At 41.7% G+C, this 26,146-nt stretch carries 29 protein-coding genes and 1 tRNA gene; 5 read left to right on the forward strand and 25 right to left on the reverse strand.

The features are described 5' to 3' along the window. Nucleotides 1–9: 9 nt before the first annotated feature. The 6 genes from FFM66_RS02615 to FFM66_RS02640 form a co-directional block, all read right to left on the reverse strand. Complete coding sequence (locus tag FFM66_RS02615) at nucleotides 10–1,149, reverse strand: ABC transporter permease (protein ID WP_137604933.1); 1,140 nt, start codon at nucleotides 1,147–1,149, stop codon at nucleotides 10–12. Further along, nucleotides 1,150–2,244: an ABC transporter permease gene (locus FFM66_RS02620; RefSeq protein ID WP_137604934.1), complete on the reverse strand. Its 1,095-nt coding sequence runs from the start codon at nucleotides 2,242–2,244 to the stop codon at nucleotides 1,150–1,152. 8 nt (nucleotides 2,245–2,252) lie between these two features. Beyond that, nucleotides 2,253–3,194, reverse strand: a complete 942-nt coding sequence (locus FFM66_RS02625) for an ABC transporter ATP-binding protein (protein WP_048603237.1) — start codon at nucleotides 3,192–3,194, stop codon at nucleotides 2,253–2,255. A gap of 76 nt (nucleotides 3,195–3,270) precedes the next feature. Beyond that, entirely contained in the window at nucleotides 3,271–4,398 is a 1,128-nt protein-coding gene (locus FFM66_RS02630; protein ID WP_171000779.1) for a sensor histidine kinase, read from the reverse strand. Beyond that, a complete protein-coding gene (locus tag FFM66_RS02635) occupies nucleotides 4,385–5,029 on the reverse strand; it encodes a response regulator (RefSeq protein ID WP_048603235.1) in 645 nt (214 codons plus the stop codon). Before FFM66_RS02635 ends, FFM66_RS02630 begins: the two co-directional genes overlap by 14 nt. A gap of 81 nt (nucleotides 5,030–5,110) precedes the next feature. Further along, nucleotides 5,111–5,794, reverse strand: coding sequence for a MerR family transcriptional regulator (locus FFM66_RS02640; protein WP_137604936.1), 684 nt, complete (start codon nucleotides 5,792–5,794; stop codon nucleotides 5,111–5,113). Between the two features lie 148 nt (nucleotides 5,795–5,942). On the opposite strand from FFM66_RS02640, the gene FFM66_RS02645 reads away from it, so the two are divergent. Next, complete coding sequence (locus FFM66_RS02645) at nucleotides 5,943–8,375, forward strand: ATP-binding cassette domain-containing protein (RefSeq protein ID WP_137604937.1); 2,433 nt, start codon at nucleotides 5,943–5,945, stop codon at nucleotides 8,373–8,375. Between the two features lie 47 nt (nucleotides 8,376–8,422). On the opposite strand, the gene FFM66_RS02650 is transcribed toward FFM66_RS02645, so the two are convergent. Genes FFM66_RS02650 through FFM66_RS02665 form a run of 4 tightly spaced genes read right to left on the reverse strand, consistent with a single transcriptional unit; the run spans nucleotide 8,423 to nucleotide 10,775 of the window. Further along, a complete protein-coding gene (locus FFM66_RS02650; RefSeq protein WP_048603232.1) occupies nucleotides 8,423–9,196 on the reverse strand; it encodes an ABC transporter permease in 774 nt (257 codons plus the stop codon). Then, nucleotides 9,193–10,113 carry an ABC transporter ATP-binding protein gene (locus tag FFM66_RS02655; protein WP_048603395.1) on the reverse strand — a complete coding sequence of 307 codons (921 nt, stop codon included), beginning with the start codon at nucleotides 10,111–10,113 and terminating at the stop codon, nucleotides 9,193–9,195. The genes FFM66_RS02650 and FFM66_RS02655 overlap by 4 nt, the downstream gene beginning before the upstream one ends. A gap of 1 nt (nucleotide 10,114) precedes the next feature. Continuing rightward, nucleotides 10,115–10,450 carry a DUF1048 domain-containing protein gene (locus tag FFM66_RS02660; protein ID WP_048603231.1) on the reverse strand — a complete coding sequence of 112 codons (336 nt, stop codon included), beginning with the start codon at nucleotides 10,448–10,450 and terminating at the stop codon, nucleotides 10,115–10,117. A 1-nt stretch (nucleotide 10,451) separates the two neighbouring features. Further along, nucleotides 10,452–10,775, reverse strand: coding sequence for a PadR family transcriptional regulator (locus tag FFM66_RS02665; RefSeq protein ID WP_048603230.1), 324 nt, complete (start codon nucleotides 10,773–10,775; stop codon nucleotides 10,452–10,454). Nucleotides 10,776–11,011: 236 nt separating this feature from the next. On the opposite strand from FFM66_RS02665, the gene FFM66_RS02670 reads away from it, so the two are divergent. The 4 genes from FFM66_RS02670 (at nucleotide 11,012) to FFM66_RS02680 (ending at nucleotide 13,002) form a co-directional block, all read left to right on the forward strand. Further along, entirely contained in the window at nucleotides 11,012–12,271 is a 1,260-nt protein-coding gene (locus tag FFM66_RS02670) for a S41 family peptidase (RefSeq protein WP_171000780.1), read from the forward strand. Nucleotides 12,272–12,290: 19 nt separating this feature from the next. Continuing rightward, nucleotides 12,291–12,647 (forward strand): DUF4180 domain-containing protein, encoded by a 357-nt coding sequence (locus FFM66_RS02675; protein ID WP_048603227.1) that lies wholly within the window; start codon nucleotides 12,291–12,293, stop codon nucleotides 12,645–12,647. A gap of 35 nt (nucleotides 12,648–12,682) precedes the next feature. Beyond that, nucleotides 12,683–12,844, forward strand: coding sequence for a hypothetical protein (locus FFM66_RS11310; protein ID WP_156171197.1), 162 nt, complete (start codon nucleotides 12,683–12,685; stop codon nucleotides 12,842–12,844). A gap of 76 nt (nucleotides 12,845–12,920) precedes the next feature. Beyond that, nucleotides 12,921–13,002 (forward strand) — tRNA-Leu (locus tag FFM66_RS02680). Between the two features lie 302 nt (nucleotides 13,003–13,304). On the opposite strand, the gene FFM66_RS02685 is transcribed toward FFM66_RS02680, so the two are convergent. The 15 genes from FFM66_RS02685 to FFM66_RS02755 form a co-directional block, all read right to left on the reverse strand. After that, nucleotides 13,305–14,006 carry a DUF554 domain-containing protein gene (locus tag FFM66_RS02685; RefSeq protein WP_048603226.1) on the reverse strand — a complete coding sequence of 234 codons (702 nt, stop codon included), beginning with the start codon at nucleotides 14,004–14,006 and terminating at the stop codon, nucleotides 13,305–13,307. 217 nt (nucleotides 14,007–14,223) lie between these two features. Continuing rightward, nucleotides 14,224–15,429, reverse strand: a complete 1,206-nt coding sequence (locus FFM66_RS02690; protein ID WP_137604939.1) for an acetate/propionate family kinase — start codon at nucleotides 15,427–15,429, stop codon at nucleotides 14,224–14,226. Nucleotides 15,430–15,497: 68 nt separating this feature from the next. Beyond that, nucleotides 15,498–16,499 (reverse strand): class I SAM-dependent methyltransferase, encoded by a 1,002-nt coding sequence (locus FFM66_RS02695; protein WP_048603224.1) that lies wholly within the window; start codon nucleotides 16,497–16,499, stop codon nucleotides 15,498–15,500. Between the two features lie 180 nt (nucleotides 16,500–16,679). Further along, the gene (comGG, locus tag FFM66_RS02700) at nucleotides 16,680–17,039 is read right to left on the reverse strand and encodes a competence type IV pilus minor pilin ComGG (RefSeq protein ID WP_137604940.1); all 360 of its coding nucleotides are present in this window, start codon (nucleotides 17,037–17,039) and stop codon (nucleotides 16,680–16,682) included. Continuing rightward, nucleotides 17,011–17,466 carry a competence type IV pilus minor pilin ComGF gene (comGF, locus tag FFM66_RS02705; protein WP_137604941.1) on the reverse strand — a complete coding sequence of 152 codons (456 nt, stop codon included), beginning with the start codon at nucleotides 17,464–17,466 and terminating at the stop codon, nucleotides 17,011–17,013. Before comGF ends, comGG begins: the two co-directional genes overlap by 29 nt. Beyond that, nucleotides 17,459–17,668: a hypothetical protein gene (locus FFM66_RS02710; protein ID WP_161526964.1), complete on the reverse strand. Its 210-nt coding sequence runs from the start codon at nucleotides 17,666–17,668 to the stop codon at nucleotides 17,459–17,461. The genes comGF and FFM66_RS02710 overlap by 8 nt, the downstream gene beginning before the upstream one ends. Before the next feature lie 82 nt (nucleotides 17,669–17,750). After that, nucleotides 17,751–18,188 carry a competence type IV pilus minor pilin ComGD gene (gene comGD, locus FFM66_RS02715; protein WP_048603220.1) on the reverse strand — a complete coding sequence of 146 codons (438 nt, stop codon included), beginning with the start codon at nucleotides 18,186–18,188 and terminating at the stop codon, nucleotides 17,751–17,753. Next, on the reverse strand, nucleotides 18,181–18,516 hold the full coding sequence (comGC, locus tag FFM66_RS02720) for a competence type IV pilus major pilin ComGC (protein WP_137604943.1): 336 nt from the start codon (nucleotides 18,514–18,516) through the stop codon (nucleotides 18,181–18,183). Before comGC ends, comGD begins: the two co-directional genes overlap by 8 nt. Then, on the reverse strand, nucleotides 18,513–19,556 hold the full coding sequence (gene comGB, locus FFM66_RS02725) for a competence type IV pilus assembly protein ComGB (RefSeq protein ID WP_137604944.1): 1,044 nt from the start codon (nucleotides 19,554–19,556) through the stop codon (nucleotides 18,513–18,515). Before comGB ends, comGC begins: the two co-directional genes overlap by 4 nt. After that, on the reverse strand, nucleotides 19,528–20,469 hold the full coding sequence (gene comGA / locus FFM66_RS02730) for a competence type IV pilus ATPase ComGA (RefSeq protein ID WP_137604945.1): 942 nt from the start codon (nucleotides 20,467–20,469) through the stop codon (nucleotides 19,528–19,530). The genes comGB and comGA overlap by 29 nt, the downstream gene beginning before the upstream one ends. 192 nt (nucleotides 20,470–20,661) lie before the next feature. Further along, nucleotides 20,662–21,633: a ribose-phosphate diphosphokinase gene (locus tag FFM66_RS02735; RefSeq protein ID WP_048603218.1), complete on the reverse strand. Its 972-nt coding sequence runs from the start codon at nucleotides 21,631–21,633 to the stop codon at nucleotides 20,662–20,664. Nucleotides 21,634–21,728: 95 nt separating this feature from the next. Beyond that, nucleotides 21,729–23,126, reverse strand: a complete 1,398-nt coding sequence (glmU, locus tag FFM66_RS02740) for a bifunctional UDP-N-acetylglucosamine diphosphorylase/glucosamine-1-phosphate N-acetyltransferase GlmU (protein ID WP_048603217.1) — start codon at nucleotides 23,124–23,126, stop codon at nucleotides 21,729–21,731. A 555-nt stretch (nucleotides 23,127–23,681) separates the two neighbouring features. Continuing rightward, nucleotides 23,682–24,500: a pur operon repressor gene (purR, locus tag FFM66_RS02745; protein WP_048603216.1), complete on the reverse strand. Its 819-nt coding sequence runs from the start codon at nucleotides 24,498–24,500 to the stop codon at nucleotides 23,682–23,684. A gap of 149 nt (nucleotides 24,501–24,649) precedes the next feature. After that, nucleotides 24,650–25,483, reverse strand: a complete 834-nt coding sequence (locus FFM66_RS02750; RefSeq protein WP_137604946.1) for a metal ABC transporter permease — start codon at nucleotides 25,481–25,483, stop codon at nucleotides 24,650–24,652. Then, nucleotides 25,456–26,136, reverse strand: coding sequence for a metal ABC transporter ATP-binding protein (locus tag FFM66_RS02755; RefSeq protein ID WP_048603392.1), 681 nt, complete (start codon nucleotides 26,134–26,136; stop codon nucleotides 25,456–25,458). Before FFM66_RS02755 ends, FFM66_RS02750 begins: the two co-directional genes overlap by 28 nt. Nucleotides 26,137–26,146 lie beyond the last annotated feature (10 nt).

The following is a 26,146-nucleotide window of genomic DNA, read 5'->3' on the forward strand; positions in this document are numbered from 1 at the left end:
GGCTTATTATTAATCAAACACCTCTAAATTTTTTCTCTTCATAAACCCATACGTAGAGATGCTGAAAAAGAGCAGGACAAAGGCAGCTAGGACCAGCAGATTAACAATGATTTGAGAAAAATCAGCGTTATTTTGCAGTTGTTTGATGGCATCTAACACCCAATATTGCGGTGTGATACGGGCGACTTTTTCCATAAACTCCGGCATTACCTCGCTGGGAATCAATGCCCCGGATAAAATACTTGTAACGGTAAATAGAATACTTTGGACACCGGAAGCAAAATTACTGCTGGGGGAATTCACGCCGATTGCAATCGACCAGGCGACAGCAACCAGTCCAAAGACTGCGAGAACCCCAATCAACTGTATCGCAGGTAACCCGATATCGATACGAAATGCCACCGTCATCAATAAAACCGTAAAAACCACTTCAAAAATCATCGCTAGGAAAGCGAAAATCGCCGTGCCCGTGAAATACGCCCCTTTAGAAACTGGTGTTGTCATGAAGCGATGGTAAATTTTATTTCGCCGTTCATTTTGAATGGCATTTGCCCCAAAAACCCCGGATTGATAAAGCAGCATCATGAGCATAAATCCAAGAATCTGGATACTCATTGCTTTGCTTGTCGCATCCTTTTCAAATTGTTCAAATTTGATTGTCGTATCTCCTTTTACAAATTCAAAGGCTTCTTTTTCACTACTGTTAGCCGCAAATTTTGCAATGGCTAATACTTCATTGTAGGTAGTAAGGGCAATATTTTTGATGGAATCAATGGCCTGCCCTTCCTGAAGGGTACGAAACTTCAACGTTGCCAATTCTCCCTCACCAATTTTTTCTGAAAAATCTGCGGGAATCACAAGATTGGCGGTCACAGATTGGGCAGCCAATGACTTGTCACCGGCTTCCTCATCCTTTAATTCCTTCACGGATAACCGTTTCCCAAGCGTTGCAACAAATTGCTGACTGTACTTGGATTGATCCTGATCAACGACCCCTACCGTCAAAGAGTTGGCGATACCTGTATTGCTGTAGATAAAGAAATATAACGCAATACTCATGATAGGAACCCCCAAAAGAAACAGCACCTGCATAGGATGGTTCCGCCAAAGAATAAACCGTTCCCGAATAATCCATAGTATATCCTTCATTTAGAATTCCTCCCTGCGATTTAATACAACCGACATGCCAATATATAAAACCAATGTACTAATCAAACAATAAAGGACACCTTGCCACTGCAACGCATTTTCGGTCCATAAGGCTTCACGAATCGGTCCCATGACCCAACCCATCGGTGAAAAACGCATCATTTCTTCACCAACTGGGAAGTATCCGCCCCCGAGAAAGGCTGCCACTTGAATGATAACTTGAACCAATGCCATGCCCACACCTTTTCCAACCGTTTCTAAAAAGGCGCCCAAAACTAGAAACAACAGCATTAAGGAAGACAAATTGGCAAAGGAGAAGAACCACTGCAAATGCCACGGAACACCGAAGAGAACTTGCGTGATTACCATCAATGCGAAAACCACACACACGCCCAACAAAGCATGTCCAATAAAAGTAGAGTTGATCAATTTTTGTCGACTGACCGGACTGATCAATTCCCGCTGCAATGTTTTTTGTCTGCGACCTTTATCAAACATCTCCAACCCGTTTTGCGACATATACAAAATAAACAATGCAATCATCGCAACGGAATAATATTGGTAGGAGGTTGCCGGTTTCTTCATTTGACTTTGATCGACCACAATGGCTTTGTCCAACTCAGGTGGTAAGTTGAAGAGCTCTTGCGGTGCTACACCAAATTGTTGCGCTCCTTCCATCAGGCGCATCACCTGAAACATCTCCGCCAAATAACTTTTTAAGAGAGTAAATTGTACGTCTGACAGACTTTCGATTTGAACGGTAATATCTTTTTTAATGAGAAAGTAGGCATTTGCCTGCTTTTTCTTCATCGCTGCAACAGCACTTTCTTCATTCGGACTTTCTTCAAAAATAAGTTTGTCCGAATTGATTTCCTGCAAAACAGCTTCAAATTGCGTTCCCATTGCTGCATCATCCACAACATAACGGACCTGAATCTCATCGATTTTATCTTCGATATCGCCGCCATCAAAAGCTCCCTGCAAGACCGAACCTAAAATCAGCATCAGCGTTAACGGAAACACCAAGAAATAAATATAGGTGGCTTTGTCCCGTATTTGCTGGATAAATGTCCGAATAATAATTGGTAAATTCATTTTCTCACCTACTTATCCCTTAAATTGCGTCCGGTCAGATTCAAGAAGACCGTTTCTAAATCGATTCGTTGCTGATCGACACTGTCGACTTCGACCCCTTGTTTAATTAACTGCATCAACAAGCGATTCAATGCATTGCTTTCTACTGACACGGTGACCACCAGTTGTTGTTCCTGTAAGCTTGCTTGGATCACACCGGACTGTTCTTCGATTTCTGCCAAATTCACTGCTTGGGGATTTGCCACTGTGATCGTGATATTTTTTTGGTCTGTCACGAGATTGACTAATTCGGCTTCGGTTCCGGTAGCGATAACCTTGCCGTGATCGATCACAACGATTGTATCCGCCAAGCGCTCTACTTCTTCCATATAGTGGCTGGTATAAATCAAGGTTTTGCCCTCTGCCCGCATTTTTTCAATAGTTTCAAGAATATAATTTCGTGATTGGGTGTCGATTCCTACGGTTGGTTCATCCATAATGACAAATTCCGGTTCGTGAACGATTGCCATAGCAATATTCAAGCGCCGTTGCATCCCGCCGGAAAACGTGGCTGATTTATCTTTCTTCCGTTCCCATAAACCGACTGCTTTTAATGCTTTTTCAGTAGCATCTTTTAATTTTTGTCCCCGTAATCCATACAACCCGCCAAAATAGCGGACATTTTCTTCTGCGCTCAAATCATGATAGATCGCCAGTTCTTGTGGTACTACCCCGATTTTTTTTCGTAAGTCTCGATTTTTTTCGGAAGCTTCTTTGCCAAAAAGTTTGATTTCACCTGCTGTTTTTTTCAATAATCCAGTAATCATATTGATGGTAGTTGATTTTCCAGCGCCGTTTGGTCCCAATAATCCCAAAATTGTTCCCTTATCTACAGAAAAACTCACTTCATCCACTGCTACCTGTGAGCCAAATTTTTTCGTCAGCTGATTGATTTCTACGATACGTTCCATGTTTTCTCCCTCCAAATCTTATCTATATCAAGCATACAAAAAAAAGAGAAACCACACTAGTGTAGTTTCTCATCAGTTAGACATGAGATTTCTCATGTTGTTGGATTGGTAAAATTGTCGTCACGGTAAAATTATGGGAACTGTCGATGAGTAGTTGTCCGGAAAGCATGGCAGTTCGTTCCTCCATCCCCAAAATTCCCAGGCCTTTTTTATATGTCACTGCCTGTTTGCCGTTGTTGCTGACTTCAAATCGTAAAAAACCTTTAAACACATGCAATTTCACCGAAACCTCGGAGGCTTCTGCATATTTTAAAGTGTTGGTCAATGTTTCCTTTAAATTTCCCAACAAGACCTGCCATTGAAAATTGCTCAACTGATCGACTTTTCCAAAATATTGAAAAGAAGTTTTTATCTGATAGCGTTGCATAAAGGTCTGTAATTCCGTTTTAATCCGATTAATATTCAGTGTTTCAACTGGCGGCGCTTCGGAATGAAGGGTTTTACGAATATCGTTGATTCCCTCTCGAGTCGTAGCGATAGCTTGCGCCAACAGTTCTTCTGCTTGTTGAGGATTGGAATGATAAACTGCTTTGGCGGCTTCCATTTGGATCAATCCCCCAGACAATTTATGCCCCAGCTCATCATGGATTTCATGAACCAGACGCTGCCGTTCAGACAAAACCGCTTCTTTTTCCCGAGCTTCGCTGTTCATTACACTTTGTTCAAAAAGAGTCGACAGCCGATTGCGTTCGATTCGCAGCATATCAGAAGAATCGCTTAATCCGCGTTTTTCTTGGGTCAATTTTTCTACCGTCAGATAAACAAAGAACACAAAAACCGTCCATAGCAGTCCACCTAACTGCATGTAGCGATCCGGCAGATAAATGCCATAACTGACTAACAGAATACTGCCGATCATCGCTGAGAAAGGTTGATATTTCCCTAAAACCAGAAAATTGGCTACAGTGCCCGGCAACAGGTAAAACAACCATGTCTGGACAAAAGGTGCTACAAGCGCAATCCCCAATTGGCATCCTAAAAAGACCCACTGATACGTGGGAAAGCTGATGCTCAGTAATAAAAAACTCAACCATAGCAATAATAAAATAATGACTGCTGTCAAAGAACCGGTCACCTGCAAAAACAAAATCCCTACGATACCCAGTACCGTTAAGACACTGATAAAAAGTTTAAAGGTTTTCATCTGCATTCCCTGCTTTGCCGGTCAAATAATAAATCGCTACCTGTGTTCGATGTTCCAACTCTAATTTGTGGAGGATCGTAGACAAGCTGTTATTAATCGTTCCTTCTGTCAAAAAAAGCTGATTGGCGATTTGCTTGTTGCTTAATCCCGCAGCCACCAACCGTGTAATCTCAATTTCTCGAGGAGTCAATTCAGATAAATCGGCACTTTTTTGTTCGGGATGAAATTGTTGCTTGGCTTTTGCCAAGACATCTTGGGACAAAATACTCTGTCCCTTCATCACGGTGCGAATCGCTTGAGTCAACTGCTCCGGTTCGGTATTTTTCAGCAAATAACCGGAAGCTCCGTTTTTTATCCCTTCCACAATGTACTCATCTTCATCAAAGGTTGTTAAAATAATGACTTTTGCAGCGGTCGTTTCAGTAATTTTTTTTGTCGCTTCTACCCCACTCATCCCAGGCATCCGCACATCCATCAGCACGATATCGATGGGTTGTTGCTGACACACCGCCACCGCTTTTTCGCCGCGATCCACACAGGCAACGATCTCAAAATCTGCTTCAATTCCCAATAAAATTTTCAAGCCGCCGGTAATTAGCTCACTGTCGTCTACCAATAATAGTTTGATCATGGCTTTTTTCCCATCTTTGTTTTTCTTTCATTGTATCGAAGTCCAGAGAGTTTGCCAACCGCTTCGCTGACATTCAATCACTCACTCTGCTTGCGCTTTCTTCAACATTTCGCAATACACCATAAAAGCGGCGATTCCTTCCAGTTGCTTTGCCAGTTTCTCATCGATCTTGACTTTGGTTTCCAGAAAGTGATGCTTCAATTTCTGAATCGTTTCCGGTTCTTTATTTGCCAGTAATTTTTTGATTTCTTCAATGGCATAGATCGTCTTTCGCAAGGAAGTGACAATCAATGTTTTTTTGATTTCTTTTTCTTCGTAATACCGATACCCGTTTTCTCCCCGTTGGCTGGTAATCAGCCCCCGTTCCTCCCAGTAGCGAATCGCTGACGTTTCCACCTGAGCCAGTTTTGCCAATTCGCCAATACGTAAACGTTGCTGAGGCAACTGTTCTTGCGGGAGAGAAAGAATAAATGTCCGATTTCGTTGCAGAGCTTCTTCATCAGCCACCAACTGCTTTTGGGCATGGGCAATCAGCCAATAGCTTTCGGAAAATGCCCCTGCTTTTGCAAGACGCATTAACGCATAGGCCGTTGTGATTTCAAATCCTTGCAACAATTTGCGAATCGTCAAAAACGCCTGCCGATGGATTTCTTGGTATCTTCGTTGCCCCCCTACCGTTTTTTTGACTTCCGGCAGCAAGTCAAAGTTTTCATAACGCTTTAAAGTCGTATCACTGACCTTAATCAGTGTTGTCATCTGCTTCATAGTGTAGTCCACTCGTTTCACAACCTTCAAGTAATAGTTTTAAGACCTTTGTCTGATTTTAGCGAAAATATTCCCTTTTTCATAGTATTTAGCAGAAAAAAACTAGAATATTGCTTCAATCTAGTACACTAGAAATGAGGTGAAGAAAATGAAGATTGAAATTCGTAATGCGTATGAAAAAAATCTTAAACACATTGATGTCGATATTCCTAGAAATAAATTCGTAGTGGTTACCGGTCTCTCCGGTTCAGGGAAAACCACACTAGTCAAAGACACCCTCTACATGGAGGCTCAACGACAATACTTGGAAGCCATGAATTTTCAAGGAATCCAAAAACCCAAGGTCGATGCCATCCACCATTTGTCACCGGCAATTTTGATTGATCAAGAAGATCGTAACGAAAATCCCCGCTCTACTCTAGGTACCCAAACTGATCTTTTTACCGACCTGCGAATGATTTTTGAAAAGCTCCACACCCGTGAATGCCCTGCTTGCCACCAGTTGATCACTGCCAGTGAAGCAAAGGAAACGACTGAAAAAAAAGATGGGCAGTTTAAAGTCTTTATGGATTGTCCCAACTGCGGTCATCGAATGGATAAGCTGACCCGTTCCCACTTTTCCTTCAACACAAAAGCTGGTGCCTGCCTCACCTGTCACGGCTTGGGAAAAACGCTGGCAATTAAAGAAGACGTCCTATACGATCCAAAGAAATCCTTGGAAGAGGGTGCCATTACCATGTGGCCTACGGGATACAATGCCTACCAAGCCGATATCTATTACAAATTACTGGCATTTTTAAAACTACCGGTGCCGAAACAACTACCTTTAAAGGATTTCTCTGCTGAACAATGGACCTTGCTAAAAGAAGGAATCACCAATAAAGAATTACTGGAAAATAAAGCTTTGCCAAAAAAAGTCCAAGAGGGTCGTTTTGAAGGAGTCGAAACTAAAATCTGGCAAAAAATCTCAGAAAATAAAGGCGTACCTGCCACATTGGCTCCTTATATCGGCGAAACACTTTGTCCTGCCTGTCAGGGGGAAAAATTGAATCCTGAAAGTCGAGCTGCCACTGTTATGGGTCAATCTTTACCAGTCATCGAAACTTGGGATTTGATTCAATTGATGGACTGGCTGCATAAACTTGATGCTGCCATGTCTGAAGGACAGCAGCAAATGGTACAAAATTACACTGGGGATATGCTAACGAAAATCCAGCGCATTCAACAAGTTGGCTTAGCCTATTTGTCCTTAGATCGTCCCTATACAACCTTGTCCGGTGGAGAAGCACAGCGAATCAAACTGGCAGCGGTTTTAGCTTCTCCCATGACAGAATTGATTTATTTATTGGATGAACCGACGATTGGTCTGCACACGGCAGATACTCAAGGTGTAATCGAAATGATCAAAAAAATTCGTGACCGCCGCAACACGGTGGTAGTCATCGAACATGATGATGCCGTAATCCAGCAAGCTGATTGGATCATTGAAATTGGACCAAAATCCGGCGAAAAAGGTGGAGAGATTCTATTCACCGGTACTTACCAAGACTTGATGAACAATCCCGATTCGCTGACCTATAAAGCCCAACAAAATCGCTACCAGCAAAACAGCCGACAACGCCCAGTTGCCACGGCCGCCTTGACGGTCACAAATGCAACGAGCAATAATTTGAAGAATCTTTCGTTAACGTTACCTGCAAATAGTTTGAGCGTGGTCACTGGTGTTTCCGGTGCTGGAAAATCCAGTTTGGTTTTTGGCGAAATTGCAGAAGCCAACTTGAAAAATACCGCGACAACCCAATGGGACACGCCGTTTCGTCAGTTGGTCACCATCAGCCAAAAACGCCCCACCCGTAACCGCCGTTCGATTATTGCGACCTATTTGGATCTTTTTGATAAAATTCGCGGTCTCTTTGCCAAAGAAGCACAAAAAAAGGGGAAACTCTTCAAAGCTGGAGATTTTTCTTTTAACTCTGGCAACGGTCGCTGCCAAAATTGCCAAGGCTTAGGTACGATTGAAAACAATCAACTCTTCTTCCAAAATGTTGAAGTCACTTGTCCTGAATGTCACGGTACTCGCTATCAGGAAGATATTCTGGCGGTAAAAATCGGTGACTGTTCAATTTTTGACGTCTTGATGATGGATGTGGCTGCGGCCGAGGATTTTCTGGCAAAACAAGGATTGGACACGAAACCTTTGCAGCTTTTAGCAAAAACCAATCTTGATTATGTGACACTTGGACAATCCACCGATACCCTTTCCGGCGGTGAGATGCAGCGGCTGCGGCTGGCGGCAACCATTGCAAAAGAAAAACAGAACAACAATTTATTTCTAATGGATGAACCAACAACCGGAATGCATAAAATCGATGTTTACCATTTTATGACTCTGATCCAACAATTAATCGATGAAGGCAATACATTTATTTTCATTGAACACAATTTAGATGTGATCCGACAAGCCGATTATCTGGTTGAATTAGGGCCAGTTGGTGGTAAAGAAGGCGGGCATTTACTGTTCAGCGGAACGATTCAAGAATTTTTGACAAGCACTACAAAAACAGCCAGTTACTTGCAGTAAAGCAAAACAGCGATCCCCATTTGCAGGACCGCTGTTTTTTTGTTCGTTTAAAAGACTTTTTGGTATTTTCGATAAGATAGGATACCAAAGACCACGACTAACGCAATCAGCCAGATAAAGGCGCTTAACAGATCGCCGTTTTTCAGGGCGATATTTTCCATCAGCAAGCCGCGAGTTGTTTCAACAATCGGTGTCATTGGTTGATGATCGGCAAAAATCGCAATCGGTTTTGCCATCCCACTCGTTGGTACAAATGCTGAGCTGACAAATAGAAGCATAATCAACAGGTAAGAAAAACTACCGGCACTTTCCCAGCTTTTAGCTGAAATCGAAAAGGGAATGGAAATCATTGTCATGGCAAAGGCAAACAGGATGGAAATCAGCAAGAACAACAGCAGATTTCCCGCCGAAAATTCTGGACGAAAGCCCATGATCATTCCCACAACAAAGGTTGTCAGTTCAGACAACAACATGAAAATCACAGAGGCAACGATATGAGAGCCAAGAACAATCCAGCGTTTGATTGGCAAAGTGTGCAAGCGATCTAAGAAGCCGCTGGTTTTATCCATGTTGATCCGCAGAGAAGTATAAGCTGAACCCATGGTCATGGTAATCAACATAAATCCTGGCAAGGCGTAGTTCAAGTAATCCACCGTATTGGTTTCTGTTCCATTTAAACTGATGCTGCCTCCAAATACATAGACAAAAAACAGCAACATAAAAATCGGTGTCCCAAAAACGGTGATCAAAGTATCGGTATTCGTTAGGTTTTGTTTTAAGATCCGCTTCGTTAAAGCAGATAATTGAATTAAAGTTTTCATTTTTTCTCCTTTGTAATCGTTAAGAATATTGTTTCCAGACTGACTTCTTCGGCTTTCAAAGCAGTAATCGTTATCTGATGCTCCACAAACAGTGCCAATACTTGTAACTGATCGCTTTCTTCAATCGTCACACCCGTGGCTTGAGCTTCAAAAGAAATCCCAGCTTGAGTCAACAAGGATACTGCTTGGCTTTGTTGCGCCGCTTCTACTGTAATTTCAACTTTTTTATTGGTATTTTTCTTTAATTCTGCCGGTGTGCCGGTCAACACGATTTCTCCTTTATGCAGAAAAGAAATGTGATCTGACAGACGATCGGCTTCATCCAAATATTGTGTCGTTAGAAAAATGGTTTTGCCGGCGTCACTGATTTCCCGAATGATGCGCCAAATTTCTAAACGATTTTTAGGATCGACACCAGTGGTCGGTTCATCTAGAAAAAGAATTTCCGGATCGCCGACTAGGGACATGGCAATATCCAACCGACGACGCATCCCGCCAGAATAATCTGCCACACGTCGATCAATAAATTCTTCCAAACCAAGTCGTTTCGCTAATTGTCGAATCTCCGCTTTTTCATTTTTTACTCCACGTAACTGGGCAATCAACCGTAGATTCTCGTAGCCGCTAAAAAACATATCTACTGTCGCTTCTTGTGAATTTAAACTAATTAGTTCCCGGACTTCATTGGGCTGTTTGGTGACGGATAGTCCGGCAATGGTGATCTCGCCGCTATCCGGCTGCAAAAGTGTCGTCATCATTTTGATCAGTGTCGTTTTTCCAGCACCATTTTCTCCTAATAGAGTGTAAATCTCCCCTTTTTGGATGGTCATGGAAATATCTTTTAAGACACTGACGTTGCCAAATTGTTTTTTTGCGTGATCAATGGTAATCACTGGTTTTGTCTGAAATGTATTCATTTTATTTTTCGATCCTTTCAAATTCATCTTTTAATTTTTTTCGCGTCTTGCTGTACCATAGCACCTCCGGATATTCTGCCATGATGTCATCCGCAAATTTTACTGGATCGTTGCCGACCAACTCGTTGATAGAACGTCCTTCAGCAGCGCCATCGGCAAACAATTGCAGCAAGTCTTCAAAAATTCCCATAAATTCACTGTTGCCAACAAAATTCATCATGTAGTGATCCAGTGCGGTCAGCGCTTTTTCATAATCGTCAGGCAACTGTGCCTTTGCCTTCACATAAGCTTTGTATCTTTTTTTATCGTTACGCATCGATGTATACCAGTTTTTCATATTAATTCTCCCCTTTTAATTCCTGCAAACGGGCCTCTAAAAATGACCACTTCTCCCAAAATTCTGCCAAATAGAGACGTCCAGCTTCATTCAATGTATAAAATTTTCGCGGCGGTCCCATTTCCGATTTGCGTTTTTCAACTGCCAACAAGCCTTTTTTCTCCAACCGTAATAAAACGGTATACACGGTTCCTTCGACGATATCTTCAAAACCCAGATCAACCAAATAATTGGTGATCTCATAGCCGTAGGTCTCGCCCTTGGCAATTTTTTGAAGTACGATTCCTTCCAAAACCCCTTTAAGTAATTCCGTTAGTCCTTTCATAACTTTTCCTTTCTCAATTGCTATTTTATCTTGCTATCGTACGTAGTAATACTAGGTAGTCTACAAATAAGAAAACTTTTTTCCACTGGTTGACTTAGGTACTTATTATCACTAGGTTCCAGTACATATTAATACTATGTAGCGAGTTCGTCAAGCAGTTTGTTTGAATTTTTTTTAGTTGCCTCCTAAACAACATGCTATAATAAGAAAAACCTTTCTACGATTGGATGATGTCTATGTATGACCAACTAGCGGACGCAATGACTGTTTTTTCAGAGGCCAAGAATATTTTTCCCTATTGGCAAAAGGAGACCATGCGCCAATGGGAGGACTGGTTTGAAGGCTGTTTGCCTCAGATTGTTGAGGGAATGTCGGAAAGAGCTTTTTATTTACACCTGATGAAAGGAACCGCCCAATTAAATGATGGCCACACGACTGTTTATCCGCCACAAGCCTTAGCAAGAACGACCTTTTCCCCCATTAGTTTTTGCTGGATTGAGAATCAGTTATGTATTTCAAAGGCCACCGCGGCTTACCAACAATTTCTTTATCAACCGATTCGTTTGATAAACGGCCTGACACCAGAAGACTTCTTGGCAGAAAAAGTCTTGCCGTATTTTTGGCATGAAAAAATTAATTTTGCTTTGCAGGAATTTACTGATTATGCTTTTTTTATTTTGCAAGAAAACTATACGTTAACTTTTGCCTTAGAATCGATCGAAATCCCCTTTGAATCGGAGTCCCCAAAATTTGTGGAAAGAAATGCTCTCCCGAAAACGGCCAAATGGATTGCAGAAAATTCATCTGCTGCCTTTTATCAACTAGCAGACAAAGCCTATATCCAATTGAAGAATTTTGCTTCAGAAGCAGTTGTTCGCAGTTTTTATGACCAGCTTCCTTGGCTTTCAAAGCAAACGGCTCTCATCTTTGATCTACGAAACAATCCTGGCGGAAATTCTGGGTATGCCGATCAAATTTGCCAAGCCTTCTTTACTGAAAGGTTCCCCGTTGAGGGGGCCTTTCGCCAAGTCATTGATTTGGAAAAATACGCAAACGGCTCCCAACTTCTTCATCAACAGAAAGAAACATGGGAGGCTTCCGAATTAGAGTGCCTGCAAACTTTTCAACATCAGTATTTGGAAAAAAGTGAGGAATACTCCTTTACCCCAGAATATTGTGGAAAATTAGCCGATATGCCGGTAATGATTTTACAAAATGAAGGAACCTATTCTTCTGCAGAAAATTTTTTGATTGCCTTTGATACGCAGCAGCGGGCCACCCTCATCGGAACAGCCAGTGCCGGTTCCACCGGACAACCCGCTTGGATTTCGTTGAAAACGGGCGGTATTTTTCAAATCACAGCAAAAAAGGTTTGTTATCCTGATGGACGTCCCCATCACAATATTGGCGTTTTGCCCCAACGAGTAATCCAAACCGCCCTTGCTGATTACCAGGCCGACCGCGACCCTGCGTTGGAAGAAGCCACGAGAAAATAGTTTTAGAAAGGAAGTTTATATGAATACCCGCATTTATCAAGAAAAAAAGGAAAGAATAGTTTTTGCCGAACCCGAAAAAATCATTCAAGATTCGCAGGGTGCATTAGATCTTGCTTTTTCTCTTTCCTTTGCCCATGATACGAATGCTATTATCTTAAAAAAAGAAGCCTTTACGGAGGATTTTTTTGATCTGCGAACCAAATTAGCGGGTGAAATTTTACAAAAATTTGCCCAATACGCTATTCGTTTAGCCATCGTCGGAGATTTCAGCTCCTATACCAGCAAAGCACTGAAGGACTTTATTTACGAGTGCAACCAAGGCACACAGGTTTTCTTCGTTGCTACTGTTGAAGAAGCCGTCACCCGATTGAAATAAGCGGAACTTATTTACTTTTAAAGGAGCTTGCTATGATGAAAATCGAACTATTTATCGGCATTTTCGCCGTTTTGCTGCTAGGTGTCTCCTTCTTCAGCCTGATTGCTCAAGACGTCCTTACGGCGGTGATCACTGGCGTTTTAGGCCTGATTGCTTTTTTCTATTGGTACCAAAAAAGCAAAAACAAAAAACATTGACTAAACACCAAAAAATCTTTGCAAATTTCAGCTATTTCGATTATCCTATAACATGTGGTCTTGAATGAGGCGACTTGCGGGAATGGCGGAATGGCAGACGCGTGCGCTTCAGGTGCGTATGAGCTTAGCTCGTGTGGGTTCGACTCCCATTTCCCGCATAGGTAAACCCCCATACAGGCAGCTTTTGATAAGCTGTCTGTATGGGGGTTTTTGGTTAGGATAGGTACTTTTTTCAGTTCAAGAACCCAATACAAAATCGTTCCTCTTCAATGAGAAACTTATTTTAACAGCTAGCAAATTACTTCTTGAATTCTTCTAAAATGATTTTATTCTTCTCATTAATTCTATAACAGAAAATTTCCCTATACCCCTCTTCCACTCGATTGACCCCTCAAAATAACAAAGCTTGAAACTGGGATCATGCGGCTACAAAACAGTCCTGCGAACAGATTACCATTGTTTAGAAGGAATAATACTTTAGCATCAAAAAGAAAACCAAAATAATCAAACTAGGTAAAAAATTAGATACACGAATATTGGTCAGTTTAATAAGATTTAATCCAATCGCAATAATCAGAAGTCCACCGATCTGACTGATTCCTGCCACTAAAATAGTCAATAATTCTTGTGGCACATACCTAACGACTATACTAGCAAACAGTGTGATGATTCCTTGATAGATGAAAACCGGCAAACTAGAAAAAAGAACACCGATTCCTAATGAAGCTGTCAGCATAATCGCTAAGAATCCGTCCATAACAGCTTTGGTGTATAGCGTCTGGTTGTCGCCGGAAACGCCGCTTTGGATTGCACCGATGATTCCCATGGAGCCAACTACAAAAATCAATGAACTAGTAACAAATCCTTCCGCAAAATTCCCATTAGATTTTGCAAAATGTTTCTGCAAAAAAAGCCCTAGCCGATTCATGCCATCTTCAATTTTTAACCCTTCACCAATCAAAGCTCCTACGCATAAGCTGATGATAACCAGTGTGAAGGAATCTGTTTTGATCGCCATTTGAAGTCCCAAAGCAATAACGCCGATCCCAATACCTTTCGTGACGGTATCCTTTGTTTGTTCACTAATATTGCGTAGGACAGCCCCTAGCAGACTGCCGCCAATAATTGCCAATCCGTTGACCAACGATCCCAATAAAATCATACTTCCTCATCTCCCGTTGCTAGAATTCTATCATAGCAAGGAAAAATAACAAGAAGACACGGCAAAGAAGTTAAAAAACGTATAAAACGAACGATTTCTCGTCATTTTATACGTTTTTTATGTTGGTAGTTTTCAAAACAACATAGCTCTAAAACTTACATAAGGGTAAAAAAAGCCGTCAACATTCTGGCTATTTCCAAAATAATTTAGTACTAGCTTAATTCAACTTTGCACCAATTCGTTGCACATCTCTGGCAATCATAACTTCTTCGTCAGTTGGAATAACAAACACTTTGACTTGTGAATCAGGAGAAGTGATTTCTGCTTCTTCGCCGTGGATCAAATTATTTACTGTTGGATTTAATTTAATACCGAACCATGTCATTGGTTTCAAGACAGCTTCACGAACGTAAGCAGCATTTTCCCCAACACCGGCTGTAAAGACAATCGCATCTACACCGTTCATAACAGAAATGTATTGTGCGATATATTTACGGATACGGTCTGCATACAATTCGATGGTCAGTTCGGCATCTTCATTGTGGCTGGCAGCCGCTTTTTGAACGTCTCGCATGTCACTGGAAATACCGGACAATCCTAAAATTCCTGATTTTTTATTCAAAATGTCAATCATTTCATTAACATCTTCAATGCCTTCTTTACGCATTAAATAAGGAAGAAGAGAAGCGTCAATGTCCCCAGAACGAGTGCCCATCGTTACACCGGCAAGAGGCGTAAAGCCCATGGATGTATCTACTGATTTTCCGCCCTTCACGGCTGTGATCGAAGCGCCGTTTCCGATATGGCAAGTGATGATTTTGGTTTCTTCTGCTGGTTTATTTAAAAATTGGATTGCCCGTTCTGAAACGTAACGATGGCTAGTTCCGTGAGCTCCGTATTTACGGGCTGCATATTTTTCATAATATTCTTTTGGAATACTGTACATGTAGTTCACTTTTGGCATCGTTGTATGGAAAGACGTGTCAAAAACCGCCACACTGATAATATTTGGTAAAATATGTTTGAAGGCTTTAATTCCCATTGCATTTGCTGGATTATGCAATGGTGCCAATTCTGCTAATTCCTCGATTTTTTCCAGAACATCATCCGTAATAATCGTAGAATCCTTGAAGTATTCGCCACCCGCTACCACCCGGTGACCTACACCGGTAATTTCATCGTAGGAACCTAAAATGTGTAATTCAATCAAGTGATCCAATAACATTTGAACTGCGATTTCATGGTCATCGATGTCAACGACCGTTTCGAATTTTTCTCCCTCGCCATATTTGATCGTAAAGATCGAGTCTTTCAAACCGATTCGTTCAACGATTCCTTTTGCGATAACGGTTTCTTCTGGCATTTGATACAATTGCCATTTCAAACTTGAACTACCTGCATTGATTGCGATTGTTTTAGACATAGTACTCTCCTTCATCCGATTGATTTATTTTGAACCCCTTACGACACCTGTCACGAGGATCTTGCAAGTTATAGATTTGCCGTTTTCCAAGCTTCAAATTCTTTAAAGAATTCCGCTACTTTTGCCGAATCTTTCAATGTGGCAAGTTTTGCCACTAAAACTTCCGCCTGTTTGGCATGTTCGCCTTTTTGCTGCAAAATAATAATGCTTTTTCGAGACACTTCATTTTTGAACAATTCATCTGGCAGTTGAATAATTGCTTGCAGATAGACTTTTTCAATAAAAAGCTGCTTCAATGCCTGACTTTGCTCTGTTTCCAAAAAGTTGCTGGGTACCAAAAAGAACCCGAAACTGTTTTCTTTTACATAATTCATTGCTTGTTCCATCAATAGATGATGGGCAAAACTATGATTTTCCTTTGCTGCCGTCAAAAACTTTTCAGCTTTTTCATCATGGGGATAATAGCCCACAGGCAGATCACTGATAACTGCATCCATTGGATCAATCAACAGCTCTTGCAAACCGTCTTGATGAAACAACTGCACCTCTCCATGGGTCCAATCGCTAGTCGCTGCTGCAACCGCTAAAAGAGTCTCATCGATGTCCACGCCGTATCCCTTCATCCGGTATCCGGCATTTTGCAAATTCAATAAAACTGTCAGCAATAAATTCCCCATGCCAACACTTATATCTAAAACAGTCAGATCCCCTTTTTTAGGATAAAGCTGTTCCAGCAAATAGACAAACAAAAAGCCGATACCATCGGGAGTCAATTGGTGGTTTGGTTGAAGTTGTTCAAATTTCCCGCCCTTTAGTAGCAAAAGTTGGGCCAATTTCCGTATTTCTTCGGCTTCTAATGGGATTTCTTGAAGCTGTTGATAGATGGCTTCGACCTTTTTTACAGTCTCTGCATTGGGAACGCCATCAATTACACGCACTTGAAAATGATCAATCATGTTTTCGGCATTCTCGATATAGGCATCAAGAAAAGATGATTCCAATGCATTTTGTAATAATTGAATCGCTTCGAGGGTCAACTCAAAACTTTTTTCGATTTTTTCTGGAAACATCCCGCACCTCGCTTTGTCTTAGTTATAACAACTTTTATACCTGTTTAATTCTAGCTGATTCGCCACGATTTATCAATTGGTTTCACGGGAAATTTTTTAGAAGTACTCCCTGCATTTTTTCTTTCAAGCCAAAAAACAGCAGCCGAAAAGCACTAATGAAAGGCTTTTCAGTCTGCTGTGTCAGTCATTTTCCAGAACTGTTTTATCTGTGTCTTTTTTTAGCGATTCCTCAAAATAAAAAGTCCCACCGCCATGATCAATCCAAATCAGCAGATTCCCCGCCGTCGTCTGATACCGGACAGCCCCCACATTAAACGTCACTACACCTTTTTCCGGTGGATTTTCCTGCTGTTCATACTCATACCAAAACATTTCTTTAATCGTTTTGGCGATATATAATTTTTTCGTTCGGATTGCAAAGGTAACCGCCAAGCGATGATTTTCCAGGGCGGTCAGTAACAGCATGCTAAATAAAAAAACCAGTAAAACTGCCGAAAACATGATACTGCCTTTAGGTTTTTGGAAAAATCCATTTGCCATAATTAATATCTCCATTAAAGAACCACACTTTGATGTCAATTCCCGTATCTGTTTGATGGAACAAAACTTTTTTAACATCTACCAGCAACGGATGGTACCCGCCATTTTCATTTTTGATAATCATCTCATTTTGTACTTTGATCGTCGTACGAATCACCGAAGGAACCGTATCAACAACATGCGTCTTAAAATTTATTTCAGTAGCGGTACTTTTTTCAAAGGTTCGTTCCTGTAATTCATTTTCTAGCTGGATTAAAAAAACTTCAAACTCCTGTCGGTTCCGCCGCATCAACAATGGGGCGAGCTGCTTGTGGTGCTGAATCGTTCCGTTTGTTAGCAATAAAAAACCGCTGAGAATTAGCAACGCAAATAAACACTCCAACAGTGTAAAACCGCGATGAATTTGGCGCTTCTTTTGGTTACTCAAAGGAAATCACCAACTGATCCGCGGCTGAACGAACCTCGACTTGCTGAATTCGGTGATTTTTTTGAATAACTACTTGATAGGGATGCTCGTATTGAACTTCACGAATCGTGGAACCACCATGATTTGCGTACGCCTTCGTTTCCTCATACATGATTCGTGCAGTACGGGCCTTTTCCAACAACCGATCGCTTTGCGCCAGCATCTTCATCTCCCCCAAAAGATAGAAAAACAAACAACTGCTCAATAATAGGAGAGAAAAAAGTGTTTCCAGCAAAATGAAGCCTTTATTTAACGATTTTTTGATAGTGACCACTCCCAAATTGAAATTTATATTGAATCGTCTGCTGTTGTTTTGGCCAACGAAAAGTGATGGTTCTCATTTCACTGTTATTTCCTTTTCGGGCAGAAAATGCCATTGGTGTGAAAATGTCTACGGTTATCTCGTTAGGAATTGTCAGCTGCGGCAACTGACTTTCCGGCAGTTTCGATGTTCGGAAAAAAATCGCCGTGTTGTCCCAAGTCAACGCAAACTGTGTCTGGATCTTATCAGTAATTGCTACTTGCTGTGTGACTAAAATACTTTTTTCCAATCGAGAAAAAAATTGATCCACTGCCATCATCTGTTGCCATCGCTGTAAAGCAAAAGCGGGCAAGAGTGAAAAAAAACTAAAAATCAATAACACCAGCAACGTTTCTGCAATAGTAAAACCACGTCTAGTCATATTGCTTTTCTTTGGCTATGTTGTATTTTGCTAATTGCTCTGAGGTAATATACCTCTCTTTTTCCAGTTCCTCCGCAGTGGGCTTTGACTTATCTGGGAATTCAATCTGATACAGCTCCATTTGAGTCTCCACCACCTGAATGACTGCCCGCTCACTTTCTTTGTTTGCGACTTTTTGGTGTTTTGCCAAATTTGGAACGAATAACAATACCAGCACGCTGATAATTAGCAATACAATCAGCATTTCTATCAACGTAAATCCAGAATATCTACCTTTTTTCTTATTAAAACTACTCTGTTTTTTTAATGTCCATTGCCATTTTTTCATCCTGAAATTCCTCCCATATTACTGTAAATTGGTAAAAACATCGCGCCATATACGCTGATAATCAGCAACGCAACGATCAGAAAAATAATTGGTTGAATCCACTGCAGCAGGTGTTCCACCCGTTGTAAAAGCAAATCTCGAGTCAATTCGCTATAAATCAATAATTCCTCTCCCAGCTTGCCCTTAGCTTCTCCTTGAAAAACAATCAACGAAAATTCCCGTGTCAAAAATGGGTATTCTGCTAATTTTTCCGAAAGGGATAGGCCATGATGCAAAGTTTGATGCAGTTCAGCAGCCAACTCATTCATGAGAGAATCAGTAATCGTCTGCCTCATTAAAGAAATAATTTCGCGAATCTCTACACCTTGGGTAAATAACTTCCCCCACTCCAAGGAAAAATAAGCTGCCATGTACAACTGATACAACGTTCCAACAAGAGGCAGTCGGCTCCACATGACAGCCTTTGCTAGTGCAGAGCGTCGTCGATTTTGCCGTTGAAAATAAAGTAGACCGATAGTCGAAAAAAGGACTAGTAACCCCAAACTATAAGGGGCGACCCGCAAAAATAAGACGCCGGGATGATCGGCTTTCACCATTTCTGTTGCAAGAAGCTGTGGCAGTAAAAACTGCCGCATACTGAGAAGGACTGTCAGTACAAAGACAATCAATATTAACGGATAGGTCGCAACTTTCCGAAAAGCCTGCTGTTGTTTCCGCCAAAGGGTCAAGTGGGTTTCGATCGTTCGCAATGTCCCACAAACATTGCCATGTTCTTCTGCCAATTGAATCTGAGCAATCTCTTGCGGCGAAAAACCAAGCTGACGAAATCCTTCTGCCAGCGATGCACCGGTCACTAAACAGTGTTGAAATCTCTTAATCAAGTGTTGTTCGATTCTTTGACTGCGATCAATTACGCCTAATGCTTCCTGCAGAGTAAACCCATTTTCCAATAAATCTGCCAACGTTTTAGTAAAAAGCAAGCGTTGGCTCGTCTCCCTACCCCAACTGCTTTTACCCTTCCTTTTGAAAAATTGCTTCATTGATTAGACCCTCTTGATAGATTTTCGTTAACGTTTCCTGCCAATCCGTTTTGATTTCAGGTGACTTTTTAAAATCATAAGCCAATAATCCCGCGGTTTGTCCTTTTTGATCCGGTAATAATCGTTGGTAGATGATACCTGCCAAACAATGATTCAGCTCTTGATTTTTACCGATAAAATCCTGCATACGATCCATTGTTTCTGCTACTCCACGCGCATGAACCGTCGCAAAAACTTTGTGTCCTGTCAGTGCAGCCCGAATCGCTGCCTGTGCCGTCTGTTTATCCCGAATCTCACCAATGATCAAAACATCTGGGCGATGCCGCAAAGAAAGCTGAATCAGCCGATCATAGGTCTGCAGTATTTTTTCATTGGTTTGCAGTTGTAAAAATTGCGGTTCCTCGATTTCCACCGGATCTTCAATGGTAATCACTTGTCCCCGTTCTCTTTTAGCCAAATGATACATCAAGGTTGTCTTACCACTGCCGGTGGGACCGCTAAAAAGATACAGCCCATTGCGTGTCGTTTGTTCCTCAACCATCGTTAGCTGTTGAGGCAGAAAAAAATGCTGACTTTCCTTTAACGGATACAAGAAACGAATCACCAAACTTTCCCGTTGACGATAATCTCCTACAGTGGAAAGTCGCAGTCGTTGAAAGGTTTCCTGTAAAGGATAAGTGATTGCGCCTAATTGAACTTTCCGCTTCTCTCCCACATCCATTGCTCCCAGATATTTAAAGCGGCTGATAAGTTGTTGAGCAATTTCATATGTCGTTTCTTGATAGGACAACAACTGATTATTTTTACGAAAAACAATCCGAACCTCCTCTCCCCATGGATGGATTGCCAAATCCTGCATTCTTTTCTCACGACCAAAACAGATTAATTCATCAGAAAATGTCTGAATATCCATAAACGTCTCCTTTTTTTCCTTCTCTATTGGTAAATACGCGGTTTGAGCAAAATCATTTTTTAGAAAAAACTTTTTCAATAGGAAGAGAAGAAAAAAGAGAAGAAAACTTCCTGGTCTTGGAATACACAGAGAAATCAACACCAAAAAACCCCCAGGCACGCGCCTGAGGGTTTTTGATCCATCAAGAATCTCTTATTGAGGTTTGGTTTCGAAAAGTGGACTTACTGGTTTGTTTTCATGAATTCGTTTGATTGCTTCTCCCATCAAATCGCCAACGCTGATTTCGTCGATTTTTTCTGTTCGACGGTCTTCTGGAAGATAGATTGAGTCAGTAACGACACAACGTTCGATCGCTGAATCTTGGATTCGCTGCAAGGCTGGACCTGATAAAACAGGATGCGTACAAGAAGCATACACACTTTTTGCCCCAGCTTCTTTCAGTGCATTGGCAGCCAGAGTGATCGTGCCAGCTGTATCAATCATGTCATCAATCAAGACACAAATTTTGCCTTCCACATGCCCAATGATGTTCATAACTTCCGCAACATTGGCTTTAGGACGGCGTTTGTCGATGATCGCAATCGGTGATTTCAAAAATTCAGCCAATTTACGAGCGCGGGTCACGCCGCCATGGTCTGGAGATACCACCACTACGTCATCGCCTTTGATTCCTTTTTCTAAGAAATAATTAGCAATAAGCGGAGCCCCCATTAAATGATCAACGGGGATATCAAAAAATCCTTGGATTTGGGCTGCGTGCAGGTCAAGTGTGACCATTCGCGTAGCACCGGCTTTTTCTAACATATTTGCAACTAATTTTGCGGTAATTGGTTCGCGGGAGCGTGCCTTGCGGTCTTGACGAGCATAGCCGTAATAAGGCATGACCACGTTGATTGTTTTTGCACTGGCGCGTTTTAAGGCATCAATCATGATCAATAATTCCATTAAATTATCGTTTACCGGACTGCTGGTTGATTGGATCACATAGACGTGTGCACCACGGATACTTTCCTCGATATTGACTTGGATTTCACCATCGCTGAATTGTTTCACAGTACATTTTCCTAATTCCACACCAACGGCTGCCGCGATTTTTTCTGCCAAAGGACGATTTGAATTCAATGCAAAAATTTTCAATCTTGGATCAAAATAATGATTTGACATGAGAACCTCCACTTTCTTTTCGTACAATAAGAAAACTACTAGTTACTAGCAACTCTTCCTAGTAAATAGTAGTCATTTTTGTCTGAGAAATCAAGTTATTTCCCGTTATTCATAAATGTTTCAGCTAAAAAAGGTAATTTTTTGGCATAGTCTGCTTTGTTTTCTTGACGAACCCGACCGATTGCCATCGCAAATTCAGGAACATCTTGAGTCACCGTCGTGCCGGCAGCAATCGATGTATGAGGCGCTACTTCCACTGGTCCGACTAGGTTTGCGTTAGAACCGATAAAGCTGTGGTCGCCAACGTTCGTATGGTATTTTTGTTTGCCGTCATAGTTCACGAACACCACGCCGCAACCGACATTGATTTCTTTGCCAAGGGTCGCATCCCCAACGTAAGTCAAATGACCCACCTTGGTTCCTTCACCGATTTGGGCATTCTTGATTTCAACAAAGTTTCCGATATGGGCTTTTTCATGAATTTCCGCTTTTGGACGCAGGTGAGCAAACGGACCGACATCCGCACCTTTTTTCACCAGACTTTCCTCAATGATCGATGACTTGATGACTACATCGTCTTCAATTGTGCTGTCAACAATTTGTGATTGCGCCGTGATAACACACCCTTCACCGATTACCGTATTGCCTTTTAAATAAACACCGGGTTCAATGACCGTTTCAGCACCGATTTTGATATCTGCATCAATATAGGTAGCTGCCGGATCAATCAAGGATACACCGTTTAACATGTGTTGATGATTGATTCGTTCTCGCATCAAACGATTGGCCTGTGACAACGCTACTCGATCGTTCACACCAAGGGACTCTTCAAAATTTTTGGTTTGATAGGCCGCAACCGTGTTGCCATTGGCCTTCAAAATTTCAATAATATCCGTCAAATAGTATTCTCCTTGGGCATTGTCTGTATCCAGATGTGCCAAGGCATCAAATAATAGTTCATTGTCGAAACAATATGTACCGGTATTGATCTCCGTCACAGCTGCTTCTTCTGGATTTGCATCTTTTTGTTCCACGATTTTTTCAACAATACCGACGTGATCGCGAATAATACGTCCGTACCCGGTAGGATCCGCCGCATCTGCTGTTAAAATTGTCGCACTGGCGTTTTTTCCTTGATGGTATTCAAAGAGATTGTTCAAGGTCTCCGTCGTCAATAACGGGGTATCTCCGCTGATAACCAGCGTAGTGCCCTTCTTGCCTTTTAGAAAAGGTTCTACCTGCAAGACAGCATGCCCGGTGCCTAATTGTTCTGCCTGCAAGGCATACTGGCTCCGAGTGCCTAGTTGTTCTTTCACTTTATCTGCGCCATGTCCAACCACTGTGATGATTTCCTGAGGCTGTGTTTCTGACACTCGATTGATGATATGCTCCACCATTGGTTTACCACAGACTGGATGTAAAACCTTATATAACTTGGATTTCATACGGGTCCCTTTTCCCGCTGCCAAAATAATTGCAAAACGTGCTGTCACACTGTTCACTCCTTACTCCTTTTTATGAATTAAATTTTCTTTTTAGAAAATTTAATTTGATTGTCGTGCCGCATACCATTCCACTACTCAACTTGTACTTAGAGGAACTGGCATCCTTACTCCTTTTTATGAATTAAATTTTCTTTTCAGAAAATTTAATTTGATTGTCGTGCCGCATACCATTCCACTACTCAACTTGTACTTAGAGGAACTGGCATCCTTACTCCTTTTTATGAATTAAATCTTCTTTTCAGAAAATTTAATTTGATTGTCGTGCCGCATACCATTCCACTACTCAACTTGTATTTAGAGGAACTGGCATCCTTACTCCTTTTTATGAATTAAATTTTCTTTTCAGAAAATTTAATTTGATTGTCGTGCCACATACCATTCCACTACTCAACTTGTATTTAGAGGAACTAGCATCTCTTCACTTTTTTACTGTCTAAGTGTAGCCCAATTCGCAACTGATTGCAACTGCATCAGCCATTAAACAGCCATACCAATTTAGAAAAAAACGCCCAGTTAAGTAATGGACGTTTCGTTTTGCTTTCTTTATTCGGTGAAATAATTTCCCGGCACTACCGAGATTGTTTTTGTCTGAGTATCTACATCCTGTACGTAAAGCAAAGAGGTATATTCCGTAATTGCCCGGGTTCCTTTGAATTTGGCTTCTGCAAAAACCGTCACGCCCACCAAATCACATTCAAATTCTTCAATCAGGCTTTGCATACCGTTGATTGTGCCGCCGCCCTTCATAAAATCATCCACGACTAAGACCCGAGAGCCTCGTTTTAGACTACGTTTGGACAATTCCATTTTTTCGATTCGTTCAGAAGAACCGGAAACATAATTAACACTAACTGTTGACCCTTCAGTAATTTTAGAGTCCCGCCGTACAATCACAAAAGGTACGTTCAAGTAATAGGAAACTGCTTGAGCAATCGGTACGCCCTTTGTGGCTACCGTCATCACCGCATCGATTTTTTGCCCTAGATATTTTGAGGCAATGATTCGTCCCACTTGCCGCAACAAATCAGGCTCTCCCAATAAATCAGATAAATAAACATAGCCGCCTGGCAACAATCGATCTTGTTCCGATAAACGAGCAGCCAACGCCTCAATATAGCGCTTGGCTTCTTCTTTCGGAATCTCAGGAATAAATACCACCCCGCCAGCCGCACCGGGAATCGTTTCTAAAATTCCCGTTCCCCGCTTCTTAAAGGTTTTTTTTGCAATGGCAAGATCCTCACTGATGGAAGATTTCGCAGATTCATAGCGTTTGGCAAAAAAGGTCAATGGAATCAACTCATGAGGATGATCCAATAAATAATGTGTCATGTCGATCAATCGTTCACTACGACGTACTTTCACAAACTTCACTCCTTATTTAATTTTTAGTCGCTTTATTATAAGGCTTTAGAAGGAAAAATTCGAGTGTTTTCCACTTATTTTAAAAAATAGTTCGTAAATTATCTGTGAAAGCGCAAAAAAGAGGCGAAAATCTTCGCCTCTTGTCACTTTTATTGATTGATTCGCTGCTTGCGCTGCACCACAATGATGAGTCGCTTGAATAAATTGACTAGTAAGAACAATGCGATAAACACAAGAGTGATGGTCGCCCCTGGTGGTGTATCCAGATAAAAAGAGCTGGTCAAGCCCCCCAACATTCCGATCAATCCGATCACAATACTGATCAAAATCACCGCATTGAAACTTTTTCCAATCCGCATGCTGATTGCTGCAGGTAAAACGATGATTGCTGAAATCAGCAACGCACCGGCAATCGGAATCATTACCGCAATGGCAACCCCAGTCAACACATTAAAGAGCATCGACATCCCGTGGATAGGTAAACCGTCCACGTGAGCCGTGTCTTCATCAAAGGTCAACACGTACATGGGGCGTTTAAACAAGAAGAATAAAATTTCAGTGACTACAAACAAAATGCCCAACAGAACCACCTGTTGTGTCGTGATAGTCACAATAGAGCCAAACAAGTAGGACTGGATGCTAGTAGCAGAATTGCCACCGCTGAGATTCATCAGCACCAAAGCCAGTGCTAAGCCCCCCGCCATCAAAATTGCAATGGAGATTTCTGCGTAACTGCGATACATCGACTGCAAATATTCTAATAGTATCGCCGCAATAACCACTACAATCAGCGTGGTCAAATTAGGGTTCAAGTTAAAGAAGAAACCTAGTGCCACCCCGGCCAACGAAACATGGGACAAGGTGTCTGCCATCAAGGATTGTCGGCGAATCACTAGAAATACTCCCAGCATCGGTGCAATTCCGGCAATAAAAATGACTGCCAAGAAGGCTTTTCTCATGAATTCAAATGAAAGCAACGCCATTGAGAATCCTCCTTTCGTACCAAGCGAATCTGCCGATCACAATAGGATTTGATGTCTTCATGGTCATGGGTAATCATTAAAATTGATTTACCATGAACGTGAGCACTGTGGCGCAACAACCGATAAAAATCCATCCGTGATTGTTCGTCCATTCCTGTTGTCGGCTCATCCAGAATAAATAAATCCGGGTCGGTTGCGAAGATTCGTGCCAAACTGATTCGCTGTTTTTGCCCGCCGGACAATTCGCCGATTCGTTTATGACGCATCTCCCACATTCCCACTGCGTCCAATGCTCGTTTGACATGAAGATGATCTTTTTCAGTCAAACGTTTGAACCAGTGACCTCTTGGATAGCGTCCTGATCGAACCAATTCCAACACGGTGCTGGGAAAGCCGACATTGAAAGACGCAATTTGTTGGGGAATATATCCGATACTGATTTTTTCCCCCGCCGCATTGGTTTTTGCCAACGTGACCTCCCCTTTAGTAGGCTTCAGCAAGCCAAGTGTCGCCTTGATCAGCGTTGATTTAGCTGCCCCGTTTTCTCCCGTCAGAATGACAAACTCACCATCGTCAACAGAATAAGTGATGTCTTCTAACACCGGTTCGTCATCATAATAAAATGTTAAATCCTTTACATCGATGTAGCGCAATGTTGCGCCT

It is taken from the genome of Enterococcus songbeiensis (assembly GCF_005405265.1).
Lineage (GTDB): Bacteria > Bacillota > Bacilli > Lactobacillales > Enterococcaceae > Enterococcus_C > Enterococcus_C songbeiensis.

What these genes read in the sequence shown, in the direction of transcription:
- FFM66_RS02615 (WP_137604933.1), bottom strand. Translation starts at nt 1,149, where the DNA reads ATGAAGGATATACTATGGATTATTCGGGAACGGTTTATTCTTTGGCGG.
- FFM66_RS02620 (WP_137604934.1), bottom strand. Translation starts at nt 2,244, where the DNA reads ATGAATTTACCAATTATTATTCGGACATTTATCCAGCAAATACGGGAC.
- FFM66_RS02625 (WP_048603237.1), bottom strand. Translation starts at nt 3,194, where the DNA reads ATGGAACGTATCGTAGAAATCAATCAGCTGACGAAAAAATTTGGCTCA.
- FFM66_RS02630 (WP_171000779.1), bottom strand. Translation starts at nt 4,398, where the DNA reads ATGAAAACCTTTAAACTTTTTATCAGTGTCTTAACGGTACTGGGTATC.
- FFM66_RS02635 (WP_048603235.1), bottom strand. Translation starts at nt 5,029, where the DNA reads ATGATCAAACTATTATTGGTAGACGACAGTGAGCTAATTACCGGCGGC.
- FFM66_RS02640 (WP_137604936.1), bottom strand. Translation starts at nt 5,794, where the DNA reads ATGAAGCAGATGACAACACTGATTAAGGTCAGTGATACGACTTTAAAG.
- FFM66_RS02645 (WP_137604937.1), top strand. Translation starts at nt 5,943, where the DNA reads ATGAAGATTGAAATTCGTAATGCGTATGAAAAAAATCTTAAACACATT.
- FFM66_RS02650 (WP_048603232.1), bottom strand. Translation starts at nt 9,196, where the DNA reads ATGAAAACTTTAATTCAATTATCTGCTTTAACGAAGCGGATCTTAAAA.
- FFM66_RS02655 (WP_048603395.1), bottom strand. Translation starts at nt 10,113, where the DNA reads ATGAATACATTTCAGACAAAACCAGTGATTACCATTGATCACGCAAAA.
- FFM66_RS02660 (WP_048603231.1), bottom strand. Translation starts at nt 10,450, where the DNA reads ATGAAAAACTGGTATACATCGATGCGTAACGATAAAAAAAGATACAAA.
- FFM66_RS02665 (WP_048603230.1), bottom strand. Translation starts at nt 10,775, where the DNA reads ATGAAAGGACTAACGGAATTACTTAAAGGGGTTTTGGAAGGAATCGTA.
- FFM66_RS02670 (WP_171000780.1), top strand. Translation starts at nt 11,012, where the DNA reads ATGTATGACCAACTAGCGGACGCAATGACTGTTTTTTCAGAGGCCAAG.
- FFM66_RS02675 (WP_048603227.1), top strand. Translation starts at nt 12,291, where the DNA reads ATGAATACCCGCATTTATCAAGAAAAAAAGGAAAGAATAGTTTTTGCC.
- FFM66_RS11310 (WP_156171197.1), top strand. Translation starts at nt 12,683, where the DNA reads ATGAAAATCGAACTATTTATCGGCATTTTCGCCGTTTTGCTGCTAGGT.
- FFM66_RS02685 (WP_048603226.1), bottom strand. Translation starts at nt 14,006, where the DNA reads ATGATTTTATTGGGATCGTTGGTCAACGGATTGGCAATTATTGGCGGC.
- FFM66_RS02690 (WP_137604939.1), bottom strand. Translation starts at nt 15,429, where the DNA reads ATGTCTAAAACAATCGCAATCAATGCAGGTAGTTCAAGTTTGAAATGG.
- FFM66_RS02695 (WP_048603224.1), bottom strand. Translation starts at nt 16,499, where the DNA reads ATGTTTCCAGAAAAAATCGAAAAAAGTTTTGAGTTGACCCTCGAAGCG.
- comGG (WP_137604940.1), bottom strand. Translation starts at nt 17,039, where the DNA reads ATGGCAAATGGATTTTTCCAAAAACCTAAAGGCAGTATCATGTTTTCG.
- FFM66_RS02710 (WP_161526964.1), bottom strand. Translation starts at nt 17,668, where the DNA reads ATGCTGGCGCAAAGCGATCGGTTGTTGGAAAAGGCCCGTACTGCACGA.
- comGD (WP_048603220.1), bottom strand. Translation starts at nt 18,188, where the DNA reads ATGACTAGACGTGGTTTTACTATTGCAGAAACGTTGCTGGTGTTATTG.
- comGC (WP_137604943.1), bottom strand. Translation starts at nt 18,516, where the DNA reads ATGAAAAAATGGCAATGGACATTAAAAAAACAGAGTAGTTTTAATAAG.
- comGB (WP_137604944.1), bottom strand. Translation starts at nt 19,556, where the DNA reads ATGAAGCAATTTTTCAAAAGGAAGGGTAAAAGCAGTTGGGGTAGGGAG.
- comGA (WP_137604945.1), bottom strand. Translation starts at nt 20,469, where the DNA reads ATGGATATTCAGACATTTTCTGATGAATTAATCTGTTTTGGTCGTGAG.
- FFM66_RS02735 (WP_048603218.1), bottom strand. Translation starts at nt 21,633, where the DNA reads ATGTCAAATCATTATTTTGATCCAAGATTGAAAATTTTTGCATTGAAT.
- FFM66_RS02750 (WP_137604946.1), bottom strand. Translation starts at nt 25,483, where the DNA reads ATGGCGTTGCTTTCATTTGAATTCATGAGAAAAGCCTTCTTGGCAGTC.